The sequence below is a fragment of the Halobacteriovorax sp. RT-2-4 genome (assembly GCF_047085445.1).
Classification (GTDB): Bacteria; Bdellovibrionota; Bacteriovoracia; order Bacteriovoracales; family Bacteriovoracaceae; genus Halobacteriovorax_A.
This window is the reverse complement of sequence record NZ_JBKIXY010000001.1, coordinates 1,804,959-1,825,264: the sequence shown is the minus strand read 5'-3', so window position 1 is coordinate 1,825,264 and position 20,306 is coordinate 1,804,959. Positions and strand designations below refer to the sequence as shown.

The window sequence follows — 20,306 nt, the reverse complement described above, 5'->3', positions numbered from 1 at the left end:
AGCAGCAGCGTGTTAGCGTAGAAAGTCCAATAGGTTCTTGTTTAAGAGCCCCTCGGAAGTTTTGTACGCTGTTTTTAAGATCTCTTGTTGACGCGTAATGTCTGAGAATAACTCAGTTACATCTGCATCGACGAGCTTGCTCTTTCTTTCCATATTGTCGATATTATTTGCTTCAATCGAGTTCACGTTGGCCATAACTGAACTTGCAACTGAACCTACACGTGTTCGCAATGTAACGAGACGTGTTACCGCTGTATCAAATTTTTCTAAAAGATTTTGAATTTGATCAGGGTCATTATTTTCTAGAGAGATAGCTAGAGAATCGAGTAGTCCAAAAATATTGGCCGATTCTTTATATTTTCCAGCATCTTCACTGATTGGTGCTGATGCAATCTCTCGGTTATTTTCATCGGACATAATTTCACGATTTTTACTTTTTTCTCGTGAATCTGCCATCTCGGGAAATTTCTCCAGAGGATGCTTAACTTGTGAATCTGTTTCTGATTCGGCCATAAAAACTTCCTTGCCGTGCAGGTTAACCTGAACGAAGAAGTCTTTACCCACCTCAAGAGTGATATGACCATTATCTCCCTTGTACTCACCATTTTCATTAAATGGAGTATCGAGAGTTTTAAAGCCAGAGAAAATATAGCGCTGTCCTACTCGTTTGTTAGCAATCGATAGGGCAAGGTTTCGAAGTTGGTGAACTTCGTTTGCAACGTTATTTCTCACATCTTCATTATAAATATCTGAAGACTGTGCAATTGCAATCTCTTTAGCCTTTCCAAGAATATCTGTTAAGTTTTCGAGAGCTTTCTCTGTGATATTTAATTGAAGAAGTGCAAAGTCTGCATTTCGCTTAAATTGAGAATTATCTTTAGTAACACTTGAGATTTGAAGTGCTTCAATATTTGCTGCAGGATTATCTGAAGGTTTACGCATACTCTTAAGAGTCGTTCCCTTCATTTGCAGGTCTTCCATCTTAGACTTGTGCTTGTTAAGCGTATGCCTAATTGAAAGAGTCGTTGAATTTTCTGACACTCTAGTCATTTTTCAATAATCCTAATTACTGCTTAATTGATAAAACAGTATCAAACATTTCATTTGCAGTTTTCATTACTTTAGCAGCAGCTTCGTACGCGTGCTGGTACTTAATCATATTTGCCGCTTCTTCATCGATTGAAACACCACTAATTCTTTCGCGAATAGAATTCGCTTGTGCAAGAAGTCCCTCAGATTGTTCAGCATCGAGTTTTGCCTTACCAGTTTCAAGTCCGACACTACCAACAGTTTTAAGATAATCTTCTTCTAATGTTGCTGTTCCACCGGCCATTAATCTTTCGTGTTGTAGCTTTGAAATTGCAATGGCAACACGGTTATCCCCGGGGCTATTTGGTGATAGTGCCGTTGCGATATTAGATATATCTGATTTAATAGCATCACTTAAATCAATGTTAAGTGCAGCACCTTCTATTTTCATTGGTGTAGAGAAAAAATTATTACCAGTTGTTGGACCTTTATTATCCATTGCAGCTAGGTTTCCATTAGCATCTGTTTGAATTTCACGATTCACATATCCTCTTCTATGGATAGCATTAACATAATTCATGAAATCATAAGCTGTCTGATCTAGTTTTTCTTTTAATTGCTTGATGTCGTTATTACGAACTTTAATAACTGCACCTAGAGATCCACCTTGGAACTTTTCTGTGATCTGTTGACCTGAGCGGCTTTCCCAGAAGATTTCCATTGAACCATCTTGGCCATTTGTTGATTCATCTTTACCAAATACATATGTTCCAAGTTTTTGTGCTTGGGCAGCAGTAACAAGTGTACCAACCCCTGGAGATTGTACGTTATAATTTCCACGCTCATCTTGATAAGTATGAATTTTAATAATTTTCGATAGTTCTTTTACAGATACATCTCGCTGATCTCGAAGATCTCCAGTTTCATCACCCGTTGCTTCAAGTTCTCTAATTTTTCTGTTTAGAAGTGCAATCGAATCAATATGTTGATTTGCATCCTTAACAGAGATTGCAATTTTATCATCAATACTCTTAGAGATTTCATCTAGAGTCTCTGCAATTCTTCTAAAGTCTTTTACGATTAGTTGAGCTTTGTCACGTACAACGGAACGTACTGTTTCGTTTTCTGGTTGATTCGCAAGATCACGAAAAGAGTTGAAGAAATTGTTAAGGATTTGATTTAATCCTTCATTATCAATTTCGTTAAAGATATCTTCAACGCGACTCATTTGTTCAGCTCTGTTATTGTAGTACGATTCACTACTTTGACTATCTCGTAATTTTCTTTCAACGAATTTATCGTGAACACGATTAATACTTTTAATTCTTGTACCACTACCAGTAATTAAACCATCTTTGATCAGTGGCATATTTGATTGTTGGTGAACACGTTGACGAGAGTAGCCTTCTGTATTTGCATTGGAAATATTATGCGACGTCACCTCTAGTGATTTTTTAGAGGCGTTAAGTCCTGTATTCGCAATGTTCAACAGACGTGTAGACAAATAAGCTCCAATTAAGGATTTCGCTCAAGCGATCTTTGCTGAGTGATACCCTTGGCATTATATGTAGATACTGTCTTAGTACCCATTGCACTTTCTCTAATCTCGCGAAGAGAGTTTAGCGCTTTGTTAATAAATAATTGGTTCTTCTTGTTTTGAGTTTGAATTTTTTCAATGATATCAACCAAAAGACCATTGAATCGAAAAAGATGTTTTCCTTCTTTTTCAGCTTCAAACTTTGAGAAAAAATCAATTAGATCTGTAATCGAATTAATTTTTAATTCTTTATAATCCCTTTGAATATTTGCAAGAATTTGATTTCTTGCTTTTTCATTTACTTCTATTTTTGAAATGATTCCTGACTTTTCAGCAACCTTTTCTTCTAGTTCATCTATCTTGCTATCAAGTAGGAGAGCGTATTCATCACAAGTTAAGTCAAATAGCTTGTAGTGAAGTTCACACTGTGACTTCCAGATATCTGTGATTTGAAAGTAATATGTAGCTAGTTGCGTTTTCATTATACTCCGAACTCTTCCCCAAGAATTTTGTCTGCCATTTTGTCGTAATCCATTTTGTAGTTACCACCTTGGATTTGCGCTTTAAGTGCAGCAATTTTTGCAGAGTTATCAATCTCGGGAGCTGCATCAACAGCTTTCTTGATGTGAGCAAAGTCTTTTACAGCATCTGGAATAGAAACTCTGGCATCATTTCTTGTTTGGTTATCGATGTAAGCTTTTTGAGCGATCGTATTTCTTTGAACTGGAGCTTGCTTTTGGATCTCTTGCGATCTATCGGCCGTAGTCTTAGCATTTGGAAAGAAACTTGATCTCGTATTTGTTACACTACTCATACTTTACTCCAATTTGTTTTGCCTGCTTCATTGCTATTCCTTGAGAAGGTTGAGTTGGTCCCTCTTCAATGCGAATTTGGTTCTGTGCATACTTATTTTTATTGTCCAAATAATTCTGATAATTTTGTTCATTCCTCATATGCTTTGGATAAATCTCATTCAAAATCATCTTCTGTATTTGGCTGTCTTCTTTAACAAGTGCTTTAGCACGTTCACTTGTAATTAGACCGTTATAGAAATTACCTGCTGTACTTTGTACGCCACTGTTAAGTGACTTAGTCATTTCTTTAACCATTAACTCGTTAAATTGTGCTTCAAGCCCTTGGGCAGCACCTTTGATCTCTTCAGGAATATAGTTTTCAGAATTTACAGGACGAACAGAATTTTGTGCATTTCTGTTTTGAATTTGTGGTCTATGAATTTTGATTTCATTCATAATACTCATCCTGAGTTTCTGGCCGCTCAATCCTTGAAAAGCCCATTATCATTAATATTTTAACATTTTTTTTAGTTTTTTTATACCTAGCCTAAAAAAATGGTAAAAAATGCTATTTGACATTGAAAGTTAAATTAGCTCAATTTCTCCAACTAGGGCACCGTTTCTCTTAAGTGCTTGAAAAATCGAAATCAGATCTTCAGGTGTGGCCCCCAATGCATTCAAGCTTTTAACGAGATCATTTAGTGTAGTAGTCTTGTCAACTAGTCGTACATTTCCTTCACTCGTATCTTTCTTTTTGTCATTTACTTGAATATTTAAACCACCATGAGAAATTGCAACAGCTTTAACTGCAATATCTCCACCAGCTACAATTGTACCTGTTCTCTCGTTGATGATAATCTTCGCAATGCGATCCGTATGAACTTTAAAGTTTTCGATGATTGCTAGAAGTTGTACAATTTTTCTTTGGTACTGTATTGGTACAATAATATCAACAGTATTTGAGTCCTTTGCTATGGCATATTTTCCACCTAGCTCTTGATTAATTGTTTTTTCAATTCTAGCAGCTGTTGTGAAGTCTGGACTTTTCAGTGCTAATCGCAGTGATTTCTTCTTATCAAAATCTAATTGTAGCTCGCGCTCAACAATTGCTCCTTGAGGAATAAGTCCTGTCGTAGCAAATTTTTTACCGTTTTCTAAACCACCAATTGAAATTGATCCATTTGCTACAGCATATACGTTTCCATCACCACCTTTAAGAGGAGTGATAAGAAGTGTTCCACCTGCTAATGAAGAAGCATCACCAATAGATGAAACTTTAACATCCATTTTTTGACCAACTCTACTAAAAGACGGAAGTTCAGCTGTAACAATTACGGCAGCTACATTCTTTGAACTAATTTCATTTTGTGGGTTAAGTCCAAGCTTTTGGAACATACGCTTTAGAGATGTATTAGTTACTTCACCACCACCATCACCAGTTCCATTTAATCCTACGACTAAACCGTAGCCAACGATCGGATTGTTTCTTACGCCTTTAACATCGACAAGATCTTTTAAACGGCTCATTTTGGCTTCAATATGTGTTCCAAAAGATAGAAGAATAAGACCAAAGATTAACTTTTTAAACATCAATTACCTCAATACCGTTACAGAGCTTTCTAAGAATTTTGTTGAATCAATTGTGTCGTCTTCATTAATATCTTTACGCGATATTAATGCTTGTAACTCAACAAGGTGTTTACGATTTTTAAATAAAACATTTTTTTGACCGCGAACAAGTAAGTGGTCACGGCTAATCTCTTCGACAATTACTCCTGAGATTTTGTCGTGAACTTTGTTAGATGCACTCATGTCTTCGCCCTCTTCAGCAGTTGTGTTAGCTTGGGCCTGACCTGGTGTTGTAGCCTGTGTTGTACTTTCTGGAGTTTGTCCACCAAGAGAAGGTACTGGAGGGAAAGCTCTTTTAAGTTCCATCGTGATGTCATTTTTAAGACGAGTTTGTACATTTACTAAAATAATATCACCATTTCTCTTCCACTTGTTTTTAGTAAATAGATAGTTCTCATTTCCGTTTCCGGCCCAAAGGCTACCGGTGTTTCCTTGATCATGGAAGCTATTAGCGGTTACTCTTTTTGGTTGTGCTGCTATTTGATTGTTGCTGTACTTTCTTTGTACCTGAGGTGTCATATTTGGCGTATTTGAAGAAGTCTTTCTTCTGTCAGGGTAAGAGTTTCGATATTGGTCAAATGTATTATCAACATTTGCTCTTTTTTGTTCAAGCTCTCTTTGGTTAACCCCGTCAAGCTCGTTGTACATTTTGTTAATGTAGTTAGCACAAGATGTTGTTAATAGTGCTAATGTTAAAAATAAAATTTTTCTCATAAATCTACCTTCACTTCATTGAGTCCAATTACTTTCGCTGTGAATACTTTATTTGTTTTTATGTTTTTCACTTTGATAAAATCTTGTAGCTTGCCTGTTGACATTGGAAGAGCTTGTCCTGTCAGTTTGATACCATTGGTGTTAAGTATGACTTTCACTGGAACGCCAAAAGAGACTAGGTTAATAGGGGATAAGTCTCTCTTATTAATTGTTTCACCCGGAGAGATAATTTTATTAGATTTATAAAATGCTATCTCTTCTAAGTTTTTGAATACAGCTTTTTCATCAGTTGTATAAATAGTCTTCTCTTCAACATTATTTGTGTTGATTGATTTAAAGTTAAGACCAATTTCATTTTTTGCAACAATAGCTTTAATAGGCTTTTGAACAATTATTTCAAACCACTTAGCTACGCCATCAACAGATACTTTAAGTTTATTATGACCAAGTTTGTTACACTCATTGCACATGAGCTCAATTGTTGTAAGGTTATCTGTTTGAAGCGTTTTAATAGGAGATCGTGATTTGAAATTAACTTTCCAATCGTCTTGAATTGTAAACTGAGTTTTTACAATATCTTCCAAATCGATAATGACGGAATCTTTTGTCAGTAGATTTATGTCATTCTGCTTTAGGTCTCTGCTGTGATTCAAATAGAAGTTTCCACGTGCAGAGATAAGCATTTCGTTTAAGATCTCTAGTTGAGAACGGTTACAATTTTGTGATTCATATGGGATCTCAGAGTTTTCGACACGATAATTCTTTTGTGCCAGAGAAATCTCGCAAGAGTTCGCATAAGAAAAGCTTGTTATAAATGTTAGAAGAATTAGTTTAAACACTCTCTCTCAACTTCCTATTATCTTGTAATATTGTTTACTGTTTGTAGCATTTGGTCTGCTACTCCCATTACTTTTGAGTTCATTTCATATGCCCTTTGGGCCTTGATAAGATCTGTCATTTCATTCATAAGACTAACATTTGCCATTTCAAGTGCACCTTGTTGCATTGAACCTGCATTATTTGTTCCTGCAATTCCTTGAATTGGTTGTCCACTTGCTGTTGTTTGACGATAGAAGTTCCCACCATCATTGTGTAGGCCTGGGTTATTTACAAATGTGAATACTGGAATTTGACCAACAACTTGTGGTTCAACTTGACCATTGAAGTATGCTTCAACGTTTCCATCGTTTCCGATACTCACAGATGCTACACCTGGTGGAAATGTAATTCCTGGAAATACTTGGTAACCCTGTTTAGAAACAAGTTGTCCTTGTGCATTTACATTGAATGCACCATCTCTTGTATAAACAATTTGTCCATTTGGTTTAATGATTCCAAAGAAGCCATCACCATTGATCATTAGATCAAATGGGTTATTTGTGATTTTTGGTGCACCGGCCGAAAATACTTTTCGTACACCACTAATTTTCGATCCTGAACCTACTTGTACACCTACTGTGTAATTTGAGTTTGCATCCGAACGTGATCCAGCTTCTGTAATTGTTTCATACATAAGATCTTCAGATTCAGCTCTTTGCTTCTTGTACCCAATTGTATTTAAGTTAGCGACGTTGTTAGAGATTGTATTAACGTGCATCTCCTGAGTGGCCATCCCTGTTGCTGCAATATTAAGGGCCTTCATCATTCCAAATGAATAACGGGCCATGAGTAAGAATGTAATAAAAAGAACAATATTTTTCATACTACCTCAAAATTTGATCATTTCATTAACTGACTTAGAGCTAATTTGATCATAAGTTTTAATTGCTTTTTGTATTGATTCAAAATGACGGTGAGCTTTAATTAGCTCAGACATCTCAGACACGGCATTTACATTTGATTGTTCAATAAAGCCTTGGTGGACTGATGTATTAATCTGTTCTTTCAGATTACCTTCATTATTATTGATATAAAGTGAATTGCCTTCTTTTCTTAGTGCATGCATATCATTGAATTCAGCAATATTTAGTGAACCAACTTGATTGTTATTAGCGTAGACTGCACCATCTAGAGCAAATGTAATATTTCTCGTTCCAGGTGGAACTGATATTGGTTGGTTATCTTCTCTGTTTAAAACAGGATAGCCTTGCTGTGTTGTGATAACACCATCTTGACGTAGAGAAAGAGTTCCGCGCCTTGTGTAGCGCACACCTTTAGGTGTTTCAATGGCGAGAAATCCATTTCCACGAAGTCCAATATCTAACGGATTGCTAGTAGGAGATAATGTACCTTGCGTAAAATTTGTGAATGATCCATCTACCTTAACCATGGCATGCTCTGCTCCATAGCTTCGATAGAAGTCTTCAGGGGCCCATTCCTTATTAGGTAAATCAATATCTTCAACACCTTTATCTAGTGCTGTTAAGTATTCTTTGAAAGCGAGTTGATCTTTTTTAAATCCAGGCGTGTTTGCGTTTGCAACATTATTGGCAATTGTATCAACTTTCTGTTGTTGTGCGATTGCACCGGATAGTGGTACCCATAATTCTTTCATCTGCCCTCCTGGCAAATTCTTCTTTAACTATACCAATCGGGGTGCCAAATTACCTACATAGGTAAAAATGACCCATGATGTAAGTAGTGATTATCACACCTTTTTATTTAAAGAATATGCAAAGTATGGGAATATTAGTTCACATTGGAATTATTAATGTTGAATTTATGACACGGTGAGATATGGCCAAGAAAATTGATATTGAACAAAATTTAAAGAGATTAGAAGAACTAGTTCACGGACTTGAGTCGGGAGAACTTACTCTAGACGATAGTTTAAAAAACTTTGAAGAGGGGGTTAAGCTATATACTGATAGTAAGGGCTACTTAGAAAAAGTTGAAAAGAAAGTTCTAGAATTAACAGATAAGTTAGAAGAAAAAGAAATTGAATAAGCTAAATTTCATTCTTATATTTTTTGTTTTTGTCTTCTTAAGTAATACTTGCCAAAAACAACCTGAAGAAGAACAAAGAGTGGTCACAATCTCAGTCGATGCAGAGGAAACAAATATAATTCCTTCTGTCGATGAGCAGTCATCTTATACTGAGTATGGGCCTGGTCAGGTCAATCCAAATACACAAGCGTTACAAACTTCTGAAAAAATCAATACAGTAGGAATCATTATTGGTGCAAGTTCAGATTTTGATACTGATGTTATGGACTATGTTTCATGCCTGCTTAAAAATGATGTGAAAATTAATTTTGTTGCTGGTATTGGTAGTTCTTCGGCAATAGCAGCAATGTTAGCTCAAACAAAGAAGCCTGAACTTGTTAAGTGGAAGTTCTTTAGATTGAAAGAATGTACGAATGCACAAGAAATTGTAGAAAATTTAGAGCTAGATGCTAGGACAATAAAGAAGTCTAGTATCGCCTACTACTTAACAACAGTAGGAGTGAACGGTAATATCACTTTTATGACGAAGGGTAATATTGTCGAAGGCTTAAAAAATAATATTGAAAATAATAAGAAAATACTGGCCGCTCAAATTGAAATAACAAATGAAGATATCGCTCGTTTAATTGCCCAGAGAGTGTTCGTGTTTTCATATGAGAAAAACTTATCGGTTTCGAAAAATCAGATAAATGGTAAAATGATTCAAATCAATATGCCTAAGCAAAATTTTAGCTTAATGAAGAAGTGTGAAATTATAAAAGAGAATTTATGAAACATTTAAAAAGATTATTAGTATTAATGTCCTTCTTGGTTTTATTTGGAGGATTATTTGTTTTTTCAATACTAGTATACTTTTCTTTTACGTTACCAAAAATTAGTAGTCTTGCAGATTATAATCCACCAATCAAATCGAAAATTCTTTCAAAAGATGGTGTTGTTTTATATGACATTGGAAAAGAGAATAGAGAAGTCGTTGAGTTTAATGAGATACCTCCACGAATTGTTGATTCCTTCTTATCTGCGGAAGATTCAAATTTCTACAATCATGATGGTGTTGATTACTTTGGAGTACTAAGGGCTCTAGTCGCCAACTTGAAAGCGGGGCGTGTTGTTCAGGGTGGTTCAACAATTACGCAACAGGTAGCTAAGTCACTTTTACTTTCATCAGAAAGATCAATTACAAGAAAGATTAAAGACTTTCTTTTAGCTCAAAAAATTGAAAAGAGATTTAATAAGGAAGAGATTTTATTTCTTTATCTAAACCAAGTTTATCTTGGTGGTGGATACTATGGAGTAAAGTCTGCATTTCGTGGCTACTTTAATAAGGAATTAAATGAAGCAACCGTTGCTGAGTCAGCACTAATTGCAGGACTACTTGTTGCTCCTGGTAAGTATTCTCCTTATCGTAATCCACAACATGCAAAAACGAGACAGGCATATGTTCTTGGCCGTATGTTTGCGAATAAGAAAATTACTAAAGAAGAATATCAAGCTGCCCTAAAAGAAAAAATCAAGTATCAGCTTAGAAAGAATAGTCCATTCCTTGCGGGATATTTCACTGACTGGGTACGTAGACAGGCAATTGATATTGTTGGAGAAGAGAAGTTTTTAACTGAAGGCTTCACGGTTCAGACAACTCTTAATTACGACCTTCAAAAGACTGCTGAAGAAAATATCAAGATCGGTGCAGAAGAAATTGATAAACGCCAAGGTTTCCAAGGACCAATCGGTCATATCGAACTAGAAGAACTTGATAAGTATATTGAAGAGTTTCGAGTTGAGCTTTACAAAGATAAGTCTAATTATTTTACACTTTCTGAAAATAATGAAAGGGAATATGAACTGCAATTAAAAGAAGATGAACTCGCAGTACTTAAGGAGTTCACACAAGAGCATATGTCAAAGCTCTACTCTTCGAGATTCTATCCTGGTTATAATGCTGATGATCAGTTATTAGGTCAACTTGAAAAGGATAAGTTGTATAAAGCAGTAGTGCTTCGTCTTGATGGCCGTATGAGAAATATTATTATTTCTGTAGGTGGTATTACTGGAGTAATCCCTTATGAATCATTTCGTTGGGCACACGAAAGAAAATATACGGATGCACGTAAGTATTTCCCATATATAAAGAACCCTAATGATATTTTAAAGAAAGGGGATATTATTCATGTAAAGATTAAAGATTTCAGCACGAAGTTTTCAGAACATGTCTATTCACAATATGCCAATACTTATAAAAAGCTAAAAGATTATAAAACATTAGAAGAGCAAATGTATTTAGAGTGTACGCTTGAGCAAGAACCTAAAGTTCAAGCTGCTTTAATGAGTTTGAACCCATTTACTGGTGAAGTGATTTCAATGGTTGGTGGTGTTGATTTCGATAAAAGTGAATTTAACCGTGCACTACAATCTAAGCGTCAACCTGGTTCTGCCTTTAAACCGCTTCTGTTTGCCGCTGCTTTAGAAAATGGTTATCAACCCAATACAATCATTCTTGATACTCCAGAAGCACTTGGAGGAGCTAATCAGGCCCTTAATTGGAAACCAAGAAATTATGATGGTAAATTTAAAGGTCCAATGACTTTTAGAGAGTCACTTGAATACAGTCGAAATATTCCAACAATTAAGATTGCTCTTGATCTTGGAATGGATAAGATTTTTAACTATCTAGATCGAATCAATTTTCATGCAGATATGCCAAATGATATGTCGATTTCTCTTGGCTCTTTTGGTGTAACGTTACTAGAAATGATTCGTGCATACTCTATCTTCCCTAATGGAGGAAAAAAGGTTCTGCCGAAATCAATTATTTCAATTACAGACAGAAATGGAAAAGAGTATTACTTCCAAGATGACTTTGCGACTCAGTCAAAACTTGAGCTAGAAAAATTAGCTAAAGAGTCAAAGAATCTAAATCAAACTGAAAATGTACGTGAGAAAGAAGGTGATTCTCATAATGAGTTTGAAAAAGAAGCAGTCAATCCGTATTTATTAAATTTAGATGAAGAACAGGTATACGATCCAAGATTAGCATTTATTATGACTAACCTTTTAAAGGGTGTTGTTCATAATGGTACAGGACGAGGCGCTCTAAGTGTAAGTCAATTCTTAGGTGGTAAAACAGGTACAACAAGTAGTTATGTGGACGCTTGGTTCTTAGGATTTTCTCAAAATATCGTAACAGGTGTTTGGACGGGGATGGATGATAACCAAACTATGGGATGGCCGGAAACAGGAACAAGAGCTTCGATGCCAATTTGGAAATCATATATGCAACGTTCTATTCAGATCTACGGTGAAAGAGACTTCCAAATGCCTCCAGGAATTGTGAATGTTTCGATCGATAAGAAGACAGGTGAGTTAGCAAATGGCTCTGGATCAAAGTTTTTGGAAAGTTTTGTTGAAGGAACTGAACCTGGCTCTAATTCTAAGAATAACTTCTTTAAAAAAGAGGAAAATAGTCAAGAAACAGGTGCAATTCTTGAAGATGACGATTTCTTTAACAATTAATCAAAATATGTAGTAAATTTTTCGATATTTTCTCCGAGAAGGCTAAAGAATACTTAGTTTCTCGGAGACACTTTGGAATTAGTTCATAAAAATCACAAGACATATATATATCTAGCAATAGCTCTATCGCTAGTTGTACATATCTCTTTGATGCCTTCAAAGCTAACTTCAATTTCTTTGTCATTAACTAAACCACAAGAAGAAAAAGAACCTGAGCGAATCCGTCTAAGACTTAATAGAGATAAGCCTCGTCAGATCGTGACAGCGGCCAAGACAAATCAAGAACTCGCAGATGATGCAAAATACTTGAGTGAAACAAATAATAAAGTCGATCGTGAAACGAAGGCGAAGGAAGTTGCTGCATTTAACATCGGTGGTGTCGGTAACTCAAAAATTGATCAAAAGAAACAGGGTTCAAAGACAAAGAAGAAAGAGCAACGTAAAATGACAAAGTCAAAATCTGGTCGAATCAGTTTTGAAGACTTTGCAGTCGCACAAAATTCTCTCCTCCAAAAGGATCAAAACCTAGTTAAAGGTACTAAGACAGGTAGCAAGAACCACAGAGGTATTGCTAGTTCAAATGATCACCTTGAAGATGTTAAATTAGGTGATTTTACTAAACTAAATACAGTTGAATATAAATACTACGGTTTCTACTTCAGAATTAAGCAACAGTTAGAGCAACATTGGGGCGCTACTCTGCGAGAAAAGATGGAGTCCTTATATCGTCAAAATCGTCGTGGACCAGCTGGTGAAAAATTTCTCACAAATGTACGTGTCGTTTTAGATAATGACGGTAAGATTATTAACGTTATTGTAAATGGTACTTCTGGAGTTAAAGAATTAGATGACGCCGCTGTAGAAGCTTTCAATAAAGCCGGGCCATTTCCTAACCCACCATCTGGTTTAGTTAAAAATGGTCACGCAAATATTGATTGGGGTTTTGCAGTTACAAAGAACTAAGTCTTAGTGCTTTGTATTTCCTTTAAGCATCTTCTTAATGTTGTTAATACCTTCCATGAGAACGTAGTCAGTCCAAACCTGATCTAATTCTTTAATCGTTTCAACGATTTTAATAGCGGCTTGATCGTATGAGATACGATCTGTCTCTGCTAGTTGTTGAATGGCATTTGAGATTGCAGCAATAGCAGACGAATTACAAGCTTGGTTTAATCTATCCTCATAAGTAGTATCGATCTTTTTCTCTTTACCCTTGATGATTGCAGTATTGATTAGCTGAATAGATTCTTGATTATGCATTTAATACCTGTCTCTATTTAATGATGAACATTGGAGATTGCGAGTATGAAGCCTTCGTAGGACTTCGTAAAGGAAAAAGTTGGTCAATTGAAAATATTTTTAAGATATAAATTTGTAAGTTACTGAAATAAAAAAATGCCCTCATTTCGAGGGCATATGTAAGAATTTGAAATAGATTTTATTTTGTTTATTCTTGACAAAGGCTTTCGTATTCTTCGTTAGAAAGTAACTCAGAAAGCTCTTCTTGATCTGTAATTTTAACTTTTATCATCCAAGATTCATATGGTTCAGAGTTTAAATTATCTGGTGAATCTGGTAGTTCTTCATTGATTTCAGTGATAACACCTGAAACCGGAATATAAAGATCACTTGCCGATTTAATTGATTCAACAACACCAAAAGTGTCGTCTTTTGAGAACTCTTGACCTACTTCTGGTAGCTCAACAAAAACAATATCACCTAAAGAGTTTTGAGCGAAATCTGTAATACCTACAGTTACGATATCACCTTCAATCTTTGCCCATTCGTGCTCTTTTGTATATTTAAGATCAGTTGGAATATTAGTCATTATTTGTGCCCTCCGGTAACAAATGGTTTTGTATGATAGTTTGAATCTATTACATTCTTTCGAATTTGTATTCTAAATTTCTTATTTTCAGGAAATAAATCACGCTTAACTAGCCCTAGGCAAATCCCTTGAGAGTTAGTTACTGACATCGTACCACTTGTTACTTTACCGATAACTTGATCTTGGTCATTTAGAATCTCGTAACCTTCTCTTGGAATACCTTTATCAATAGAAAGTTTAACTAGTCTATAGTTTGCAGCGGCTTCTAACAGTGCTTCTTTTCCAATAAATTTTTCTTTATTTAGTTTAACAGTCCACTTTAGAGCAGCATCGAGTGGAGTTAATTCGTCATTAAGCTCATGGCCATATAGTGGATAACAAACTTCAAGTCTAAGAACATCACGTGATGCTAGGCCACAAGGTGTAACTTGTGCACTTAAAAGATCCGACCATAGTTTCTGTATTGTTTCATGTGAACCAAATACTTCGAATCCATCTTCACCTGTGTATCCTGTTCTTGCCATGATTACCGCAGCACCATTCCAATTACTTTCATAAGCAGAGTAGTAAGCAGCATTTTTAACTGAATCAAAACCTAGTTTAGAAAGTACTTCTTCAGTTTTAGGACCTTGAATCGCAAGAAGAGAATAGTCATCAGACTGATTTGTTAGTTCAATATCAAAACCTTCAGTTTTCGAAGATATCCAATTCCAATCTTTTTCAATATTGGCCGCATTTACACAAATTAAAACTTTTTGTTCTTCAAGTTTATATGCAATAAGGTCATCAATTACTGTTCCATTCTCACGGCAAAGTGGCGAGTAAACAGCTTTTCCTGTTTCCGCATTAGTAAAATCGTTAGTGATAACATAGTCAACGAAGGCTACAGCATCTGGACCAGTTACAAAGAATTCACCCATATGTGAAACATCGAAAACACCGATGTTGCTTCTTACCGCTTCAACTTCTGCTTTTACTCCAGCGTACTGAATAGGCATTTCATAACCTGCAAAGTCTGCCATTTTTGCCTTAAGGTCGCGATGCGCCTGTGTAAGTGATGTTTGTTTCATAAATTTCCTTAGGTTTTTATTTTTTAGCTGCGCTAATTAAATTTTGAGAGACACTGAAGATTGTCATTGGGCCAATTCCTTTAGGAACTGGAGTAATTGCCGCAAGTTGATCTTTTATATTGTCAAAGTCGCAGTCACCGCAAAGTTTGCCATCAATACTTCGATTAATACCGACATCGAAGACAACTTGTGTCTGATCATTCCTGAAATATTCTTTAGTAAAGAGCTTTGGTGAACCAATTGCTGTCACAATAATATCGGCTGATTGAGTTAGCTCTTTTAAGTTTTGAGTTTTAGAGTGTGCAAGTGTAACAGTTGCATTTAAATTTGTTAGGAGAAGTGAAAGTGGTTTCCCAACGATAAGACTTCTTCCAACGATGACAACATTCTTTCCTGTAAAATCAATTCCGTAGTACTTGGCCATTGTAACAATACCTTTTGGCGTACAAGGAATCATTGATGTTTCACCAAGTTGCCCACGGTAAAGCTTAGCAACATTTTCGTAGTGAAAACCATCAACATCTTTATGAGGAACAACAAGGTCTGTTGTATCTACTTGAGAGAGCGATTTTGGTAGTGGAAGTTGTATAAGGATCCCGTGAACTGATGGATCTTTATTAAATTGGTTTACGATTTTGAGGAATTCTTCCTCACTAATCGAATCTTCTAGATTAACGATTTCGCAACTTGCACCAATTTTTTCTGCAAACTTCTTCTTACTATTTGTATAAATAACGCTTGCTGGATTATTACCTACAAGAATTACTTTTAAACAAGGTGTCGTACCCAAACTTTTTAGGGAGCCACACTCTTCTTTAAGAAGTTCAACCTGCCTTTCTATGACGGGTTGCGCATATAGTAATTTTGTCTCATTTTGCATTATCACATATTATCTTTATAGCTTGGTATTGGCAATTTCAGAATTAAGTCGTATTCAATTGATATGTTTTTTTGGTTAGGACTTGCATTACAATTAATCGGTTTCGCGTCAGTTGGGCTTTGTCTTTTTGTAGGTTTACAAAAAGGTGACTATGAAATGCTTGAGCTCTATCAATTTATTGGTGGATCTGCAGTTTTTTATATTGGCCACATGATAAAAGGCGTAGATCGCTCGTAAATTCGAATTTTTCGTTTATACTAAATCTATGTATATTCTAGGAATTGACCCGGGATCTCGTACCACTGGATGGGCGGTTATCGAAGTTGAAGGTCGAAAATTTAAATATGTCGATTCGGGTGTTTTAAAATTTGATAAGATACCGGAGTTTCTTGATCGTTTAGCAACGATTTCTTCTTCAATTAAAGATATTGTCTCAATGTATAAACCTGATGAAATTTCAGTTGAGGCTTTGATTTACGTAAAAAGTATTCCCGCATTATCAAAACTTGCTCAAGCGAGGGGAGCACTAATTGCAGGTTTATCTGATAAGTATCAAGGTAAAATCACAGAGTATTCACCGAACTTAATAAAATCTAGTGTTACTGGACATGGTCTTGCTTCAAAAGAAAGTGTTGATCGATCTCTAAATATGATTTTTGGTAAGCTAGATTTCAAGTCACATGATGAGTCGGATGCCCTTGCTATAGCGCTTTGTCACGCGTTGAATCGTGGACAAAGGGCAAAAATAAAGGGAAAATCGTCTCATACTCGTACAAAAGCACGTACATTAAAAGAAGTATTTTCTAAGTAGGTTATATGATTGGTCTATTACAAGGCGAAGTTGTTTTCAGCGATGGAAACGAATTAATTCTTTTTACTCCTTCTGGGGTAGGTCACCAAATTTATTTTCAACATGTTTTACCAGAGGGCTCAGTTGCTGCAATCTTCATCTCACATATAGTGAAAGAGGCAAGTGAAGAACTTTTTGGTTTCCGATCTTTGAGAGAGAAGAAAACATTTGAATTACTTTTAAGTGTAAAAGGTGTTGGTCCTAAAGGAGCATTTGCTCTTGTGACAAGTATTGGTGTGGATAACATAATTGATGCCATTACTTTTGATAATAAGAAAACACTACAAAAGGCACCTGGTGTAGGAGCGAAAGCTGCTTCACAGATCATTCTTGATTTAAGTGGAAAAGCACAAAAAATAAAAATGTATTCTAAGGCTTCTGCTTCTGCGAATCAGACAGCACAATCAATCTCTCAAGCACCTCTAAATCTTGAGCTATTTGAAGAGAGTGTATCAGAAGTTGTTAATCATGATTCAGCACTAATGAATGATGCAATCATGGCCTGTAAAGAACTTGGTTTTACTGAAGATAAAGTGATGCCACTTGCAAAAAGAATTTTAGATGAAAACCAAATTACAAGGGCCGAACAATTAGTTCACCTTGTTTTAAAAGAGGTGTAAATGTCTGAAGGACGTTTTTTTGATCCAACACTTGATGAAGAAGAAACAAGAAAAGAAATTGTTTTAAGGCCGAAAGATTTTTCTGAATATATAGGTCAGAAAAAAATCGTACAAAATATTGATGTGATGGTTACTTCCGCTGTTAAAAGAAAACAGTCTATGGACCATGCACTACTTTCAGGTCCTCCTGGACTAGGAAAGACATCTCTTGCCATGATTATTGCTAATGCGCTCGGAAGCCAGCTTCATGTTATATCGGGACCGGCCATTGAGAAGAAGGGTGATCTTGCGGCGATTCTTACAAATTTAGAGCCTCGTGATGTTCTTTTTATCGATGAAATTCATCGCATGCATATTTCTGTTGAAGAAATTCTTTATTCAGCAATGGAAGATTATCGCCTCGATATTGTTATTGGTGATGGTGCCGCTGCAAGAACTATGCAAATTGAAATTGCTCCATTTACATTAATTGGGGCCACGACAAGATCAGGGTTATTGTCAAATCCTCTTCGTGATCGTTTTATGGCACATTTTCATTTTGATTTTTATAAAGCTGATGAACTAGCAAAAATTATTTCTAATAACGCTAAGAAAATCGGAATTCAAATAGACGAAGATGCAGAGCACTTAATGGCAAGATGTGCTCGAGGTACTCCAAGAATCGCTAATCGTGTTCTTCGTCGCGTGCGTGACTTCGCTATTGTTCGTGATTCTTCTCACGTTAATATTAATGATGTGAAAAAATCTCTAGAAATGATGGAAATTGATGAACACGGGTTGGATCGTATGGATAGACGCATCCTTTCTGTTATTCAACAGTATTATGGGGGAGGTCCTGTAGGTATAGAAGCACTTTGTGCAACTCTTGCTGAAGACCGCTCTACGATTGAAGATGTTTATGAACCCTTTCTTTTAAAAGAAGGTTTTTTGATACGTACGCCAAGAGGTCGTGAGATCTCACAAATTGCAAAAGAGTTGATTAATGAAGAATAAGTTTTTATTTCTGTGTTTATGTCTTATTACGTTTAACATTCAAGCAACATATGATTTATCCGCATCAGCTGGGTATCGTTCTTATATCCTAGGAGCAGCGGCAAGAGTTGATGCTGGAGTCAGTCAGGAGATGTGGCGATATAACGAACAAATTTATGGCTTCATTCGTGAGTCTGCTTATTTCAATACAAGTGGCTCGATCAATTCCGTTGGTGGCCGTATCGATTTTTTTCCAGTTTCAATTTTAGGATTCACTGCCGGAACTGAACAAGTTTGGCGTTCATCGAAGGAGCTTTCAACTTTTGATTGTGAAACACAGATATGTGATGCAGACGGTACACGTTCGTATTTAAGAATAGAAAATGTTCTAGCTTATAAAAAGTTTGTCACAATAAACGATTATCAGAGAGAGTTTTTTAAGTACAGCGGCTACTCAGGACTTGTTGTAAATGCTCTTCATTCAATGGAAATAGATACGAATGATATTGTGAATGTTATGAGAAATATCATCGCTTACCAGTATAGCGATACATATACATTTGGAGTTCTTCACTTTCGTTCTTGGTCAGAAAAAAGTAAGCAAGATACTGCTTATGTTGGAATGTTAAATCAGTTTAAAAAAGATAAGTGGACTTACGATACTATCTTAGGGGTAAATCACGACCGTGATGATCATGATCACTTCAGTGTGCTTCTACAAGTTAAATACGACTATAAAAAAGGTCTAAGGTTATTTTAATGAAAAATTTATTATTTATTACTCTCGCAATGCTATTGTCATCGTGTTCTCTCCTCTATGGAAAACTTGGTGGCGATTTTGATTACAAACCAAATGAATATGAAAAACTTCCTAAACATGTAAAAGACTTTGTTGAAAAGTCTTACGATGGAATTGATCTAAAGAAATTAAGAGATACTCACTTACATATCGTGGGTCTTGGGAATAGTGGAAGTGGTATTTGGGTAAACCCAGATATGCAAGATTGGTATAATCACTTATCAAAATACAATCGTTTTAATGTTTATATTTCCGCTTCTGGAGTTGATGATAAGTCACAAGCAGATGAGCAATATGTGGCCCGTCTCGTTGAACTGATGACTTACCAGCCACACTTTATTCCAGCCTATGCACTTGCATTTGATTATCATTATAAGTTAGATGGTACAAAAGATCTTACGCATTCAGAATTTCATGTGCCTAATGAATATATTTGGAAGTTATCACAAGAACATCCTGTGAATTTTAAAATGGTTGCTTCAGTACATCCTTACCGTAAAGATGCAATTCAAGAGTTAGAAAAATGGGCCGCTCGTGGTGTGAAGTTTGTAAAATGGCTACCAAATGCAATGGGTATCGATCCTGCAAATAAAAAAGTTATTCCATTTTATAAAGCGCTTAAGAAATATAATATGACTCTTATTACACATGCCGGTGAAGAGAAAGCTGTAGAGGGTGATAAGTTTCAAGAGTTAGGAAATCCACTTCGCCTACGTCATGCACTTGATCTTGGTGTTGATGTAATTATCTCTCACGCCGCTTCACGTGGAAAATGTGAGGATCTAGATAATGGTGGAGAACAAGCAGAGTGTTCTGATTTATTTTGGAGACTTTTCAAAGAAAAGAAATATGAGAAAAACCTCTTCACAGATCTATCGGCACTTATCATTTATGAAAGACTTAGTGAGCCTCTAATTGAAATGATTGAAAATAAACAATTTCACTCACGTGTAATGTATGGATCAGATTATCCTCTTCCTGCAATTAACTGGATTTACCGTACGACTGATCTTGTAGAGAAAGGATTTATTACAGAGGAAGAAAGAGAGATCTTAAATGAGATCTACTCAATCAATCCACTTCTTTTTCACTTCGTAGCACTGAGAACTGTTAGGCACCCAAAGACTGGTGAGAAACTCACTAACGAAGCCTTTGAGATGCCAGCTCGACTTCTTAAAAAATAAAAAT

Annotated in this window: 24 protein-coding genes; 10 read left to right on the top strand and 14 right to left on the bottom strand. The window is 35.8% G+C overall.

Features of this window, described 5'->3' with window-relative positions; translation table 11 throughout:
* Positions 1 to 12 precede the first annotated feature (12 nt).
* From flgL to flgF, 10 genes are all read right to left on the bottom strand, one after another.
* Entirely contained in the window at positions 13 to 1,050 is a 1,038-nt protein-coding gene (gene flgL, locus ACMAYL_RS08750) for a flagellar hook-associated protein FlgL (protein ID WP_103218683.1), read from the bottom strand.
* A 16-nt stretch (positions 1,051 to 1,066) separates the two neighbouring features.
* Positions 1,067 to 2,533 carry a flagellar hook-associated protein FlgK gene (gene flgK / locus ACMAYL_RS08745; protein ID WP_412470992.1) on the bottom strand — a complete coding sequence of 489 codons (1,467 nt, stop codon included), beginning with the start codon at positions 2,531 to 2,533 and terminating at the stop codon, positions 1,067 to 1,069.
* A gap of 11 nt (positions 2,534 to 2,544) precedes the next feature.
* On the bottom strand, positions 2,545 to 3,048 hold the full coding sequence (locus tag ACMAYL_RS08740; RefSeq protein ID WP_103218685.1) for a flagellar protein FlgN: 504 nt from the start codon (positions 3,046 to 3,048) through the stop codon (positions 2,545 to 2,547).
* A complete protein-coding gene (gene flgM, locus ACMAYL_RS08735; RefSeq protein ID WP_103218686.1) occupies positions 3,048 to 3,380 on the bottom strand; it encodes a flagellar biosynthesis anti-sigma factor FlgM in 333 nt (110 codons plus the stop codon). The genes ACMAYL_RS08740 and flgM overlap by 1 nt, the downstream gene beginning before the upstream one ends.
* Positions 3,373 to 3,816 (bottom strand): hypothetical protein, encoded by a 444-nt coding sequence (locus ACMAYL_RS08730; RefSeq protein ID WP_103218687.1) that lies wholly within the window; start codon positions 3,814 to 3,816, stop codon positions 3,373 to 3,375. Before ACMAYL_RS08730 ends, flgM begins: the two co-directional genes overlap by 8 nt.
* Positions 3,817 to 3,945: 129 nt before the next feature.
* On the bottom strand, positions 3,946 to 4,950 hold the full coding sequence (locus tag ACMAYL_RS08725) for a flagellar basal body P-ring protein FlgI (protein ID WP_103218688.1): 1,005 nt from the start codon (positions 4,948 to 4,950) through the stop codon (positions 3,946 to 3,948).
* Positions 4,951 to 4,953: 3 nt separating this feature from the next.
* A complete protein-coding gene (locus ACMAYL_RS08720; RefSeq protein ID WP_412470519.1) occupies positions 4,954 to 5,703 on the bottom strand; it encodes a flagellar basal body L-ring protein FlgH in 750 nt (249 codons plus the stop codon).
* Entirely contained in the window at positions 5,700 to 6,542 is an 843-nt protein-coding gene (flgA, locus tag ACMAYL_RS08715; protein WP_103218690.1) for a flagellar basal body P-ring formation chaperone FlgA, read from the bottom strand. The genes ACMAYL_RS08720 and flgA overlap by 4 nt, the downstream gene beginning before the upstream one ends.
* Before the next feature lie 17 nt (positions 6,543 to 6,559).
* Entirely contained in the window at positions 6,560 to 7,405 is an 846-nt protein-coding gene (flgG, locus tag ACMAYL_RS08710; protein ID WP_233189729.1) for a flagellar basal-body rod protein FlgG, read from the bottom strand.
* Positions 7,406 to 7,411: 6 nt separating this feature from the next.
* Positions 7,412 to 8,197, bottom strand: coding sequence for a flagellar basal-body rod protein FlgF (gene flgF / locus ACMAYL_RS08705; protein WP_103218691.1), 786 nt, complete (start codon positions 8,195 to 8,197; stop codon positions 7,412 to 7,414).
* A 182-nt stretch (positions 8,198 to 8,379) separates the two neighbouring features.
* Here flgF and xseB point away from each other — a divergent pair, with 182 nt between their 5' ends.
* From xseB to ACMAYL_RS08685, 4 genes are all read left to right on the top strand, one after another.
* Complete coding sequence (gene xseB / locus ACMAYL_RS08700; RefSeq protein ID WP_199177562.1) at positions 8,380 to 8,589, top strand: exodeoxyribonuclease VII small subunit; 210 nt, start codon at positions 8,380 to 8,382, stop codon at positions 8,587 to 8,589.
* Complete coding sequence (locus ACMAYL_RS08695) at positions 8,582 to 9,361, top strand: hypothetical protein (protein ID WP_412470991.1); 780 nt, start codon at positions 8,582 to 8,584, stop codon at positions 9,359 to 9,361. Before xseB ends, ACMAYL_RS08695 begins: the two co-directional genes overlap by 8 nt.
* Complete coding sequence (locus ACMAYL_RS08690; RefSeq protein ID WP_103218693.1) at positions 9,358 to 12,099, top strand: penicillin-binding protein 1A; 2,742 nt, start codon at positions 9,358 to 9,360, stop codon at positions 12,097 to 12,099. Before ACMAYL_RS08695 ends, ACMAYL_RS08690 begins: the two co-directional genes overlap by 4 nt.
* A gap of 72 nt (positions 12,100 to 12,171) precedes the next feature.
* Positions 12,172 to 13,062, top strand: coding sequence for an energy transducer TonB (locus tag ACMAYL_RS08685; RefSeq protein WP_412470990.1), 891 nt, complete (start codon positions 12,172 to 12,174; stop codon positions 13,060 to 13,062).
* A gap of 3 nt (positions 13,063 to 13,065) precedes the next feature.
* Here the strand turns inward: ACMAYL_RS08685 and ACMAYL_RS08680 are convergent, their stop codons facing one another.
* From ACMAYL_RS08680 to ACMAYL_RS08665, 4 genes are all read right to left on the bottom strand, one after another.
* Positions 13,066 to 13,359 (bottom strand): hypothetical protein, encoded by a 294-nt coding sequence (locus ACMAYL_RS08680; RefSeq protein ID WP_021267699.1) that lies wholly within the window; start codon positions 13,357 to 13,359, stop codon positions 13,066 to 13,068.
* 187 nt (positions 13,360 to 13,546) lie between these two features.
* Positions 13,547 to 13,927, bottom strand: coding sequence for a glycine cleavage system protein GcvH (gcvH, locus tag ACMAYL_RS08675; protein WP_103218695.1), 381 nt, complete (start codon positions 13,925 to 13,927; stop codon positions 13,547 to 13,549).
* On the bottom strand, positions 13,927 to 14,997 hold the full coding sequence (gene gcvT, locus ACMAYL_RS08670; protein ID WP_392994128.1) for a glycine cleavage system aminomethyltransferase GcvT: 1,071 nt from the start codon (positions 14,995 to 14,997) through the stop codon (positions 13,927 to 13,929). Before gcvT ends, gcvH begins: the two co-directional genes overlap by 1 nt.
* A 16-nt stretch (positions 14,998 to 15,013) precedes the next feature.
* Complete coding sequence (locus tag ACMAYL_RS08665) at positions 15,014 to 15,877, bottom strand: bifunctional 5,10-methylenetetrahydrofolate dehydrogenase/5,10-methenyltetrahydrofolate cyclohydrolase (RefSeq protein WP_412470989.1); 864 nt, start codon at positions 15,875 to 15,877, stop codon at positions 15,014 to 15,016.
* Positions 15,878 to 15,940: 63 nt separating this feature from the next.
* Here ACMAYL_RS08665 and ACMAYL_RS08660 point away from each other — a divergent pair, with 63 nt between their 5' ends.
* The 6 genes from ACMAYL_RS08660 to ACMAYL_RS08635 are packed head-to-tail and all read left to right on the top strand — an operon-like array spanning position 15,941 to position 20,302.
* On the top strand, positions 15,941 to 16,114 hold the full coding sequence (locus ACMAYL_RS08660; RefSeq protein ID WP_021267658.1) for a hypothetical protein: 174 nt from the start codon (positions 15,941 to 15,943) through the stop codon (positions 16,112 to 16,114).
* Between the two features lie 28 nt (positions 16,115 to 16,142).
* Positions 16,143 to 16,688 carry a crossover junction endodeoxyribonuclease RuvC gene (gene ruvC / locus ACMAYL_RS08655; RefSeq protein WP_392994133.1) on the top strand — a complete coding sequence of 182 codons (546 nt, stop codon included), beginning with the start codon at positions 16,143 to 16,145 and terminating at the stop codon, positions 16,686 to 16,688.
* Positions 16,689 to 16,693: 5 nt separating this feature from the next.
* Entirely contained in the window at positions 16,694 to 17,347 is a 654-nt protein-coding gene (gene ruvA, locus ACMAYL_RS08650) for a Holliday junction branch migration protein RuvA (protein WP_392994136.1), read from the top strand.
* A complete protein-coding gene (gene ruvB / locus ACMAYL_RS08645; protein WP_103218700.1) occupies positions 17,348 to 18,340 on the top strand; it encodes a Holliday junction branch migration DNA helicase RuvB in 993 nt (330 codons plus the stop codon).
* Positions 18,330 to 19,079, top strand: a complete 750-nt coding sequence (locus ACMAYL_RS08640) for a hypothetical protein (RefSeq protein WP_412463477.1) — start codon at positions 18,330 to 18,332, stop codon at positions 19,077 to 19,079. The genes ruvB and ACMAYL_RS08640 overlap by 11 nt, the downstream gene beginning before the upstream one ends.
* Positions 19,079 to 20,302, top strand: coding sequence for an amidohydrolase family protein (locus tag ACMAYL_RS08635; protein ID WP_412470988.1), 1,224 nt, complete (start codon positions 19,079 to 19,081; stop codon positions 20,300 to 20,302). The genes ACMAYL_RS08640 and ACMAYL_RS08635 overlap by 1 nt, the downstream gene beginning before the upstream one ends.
* Positions 20,303 to 20,306 lie beyond the last annotated feature (4 nt).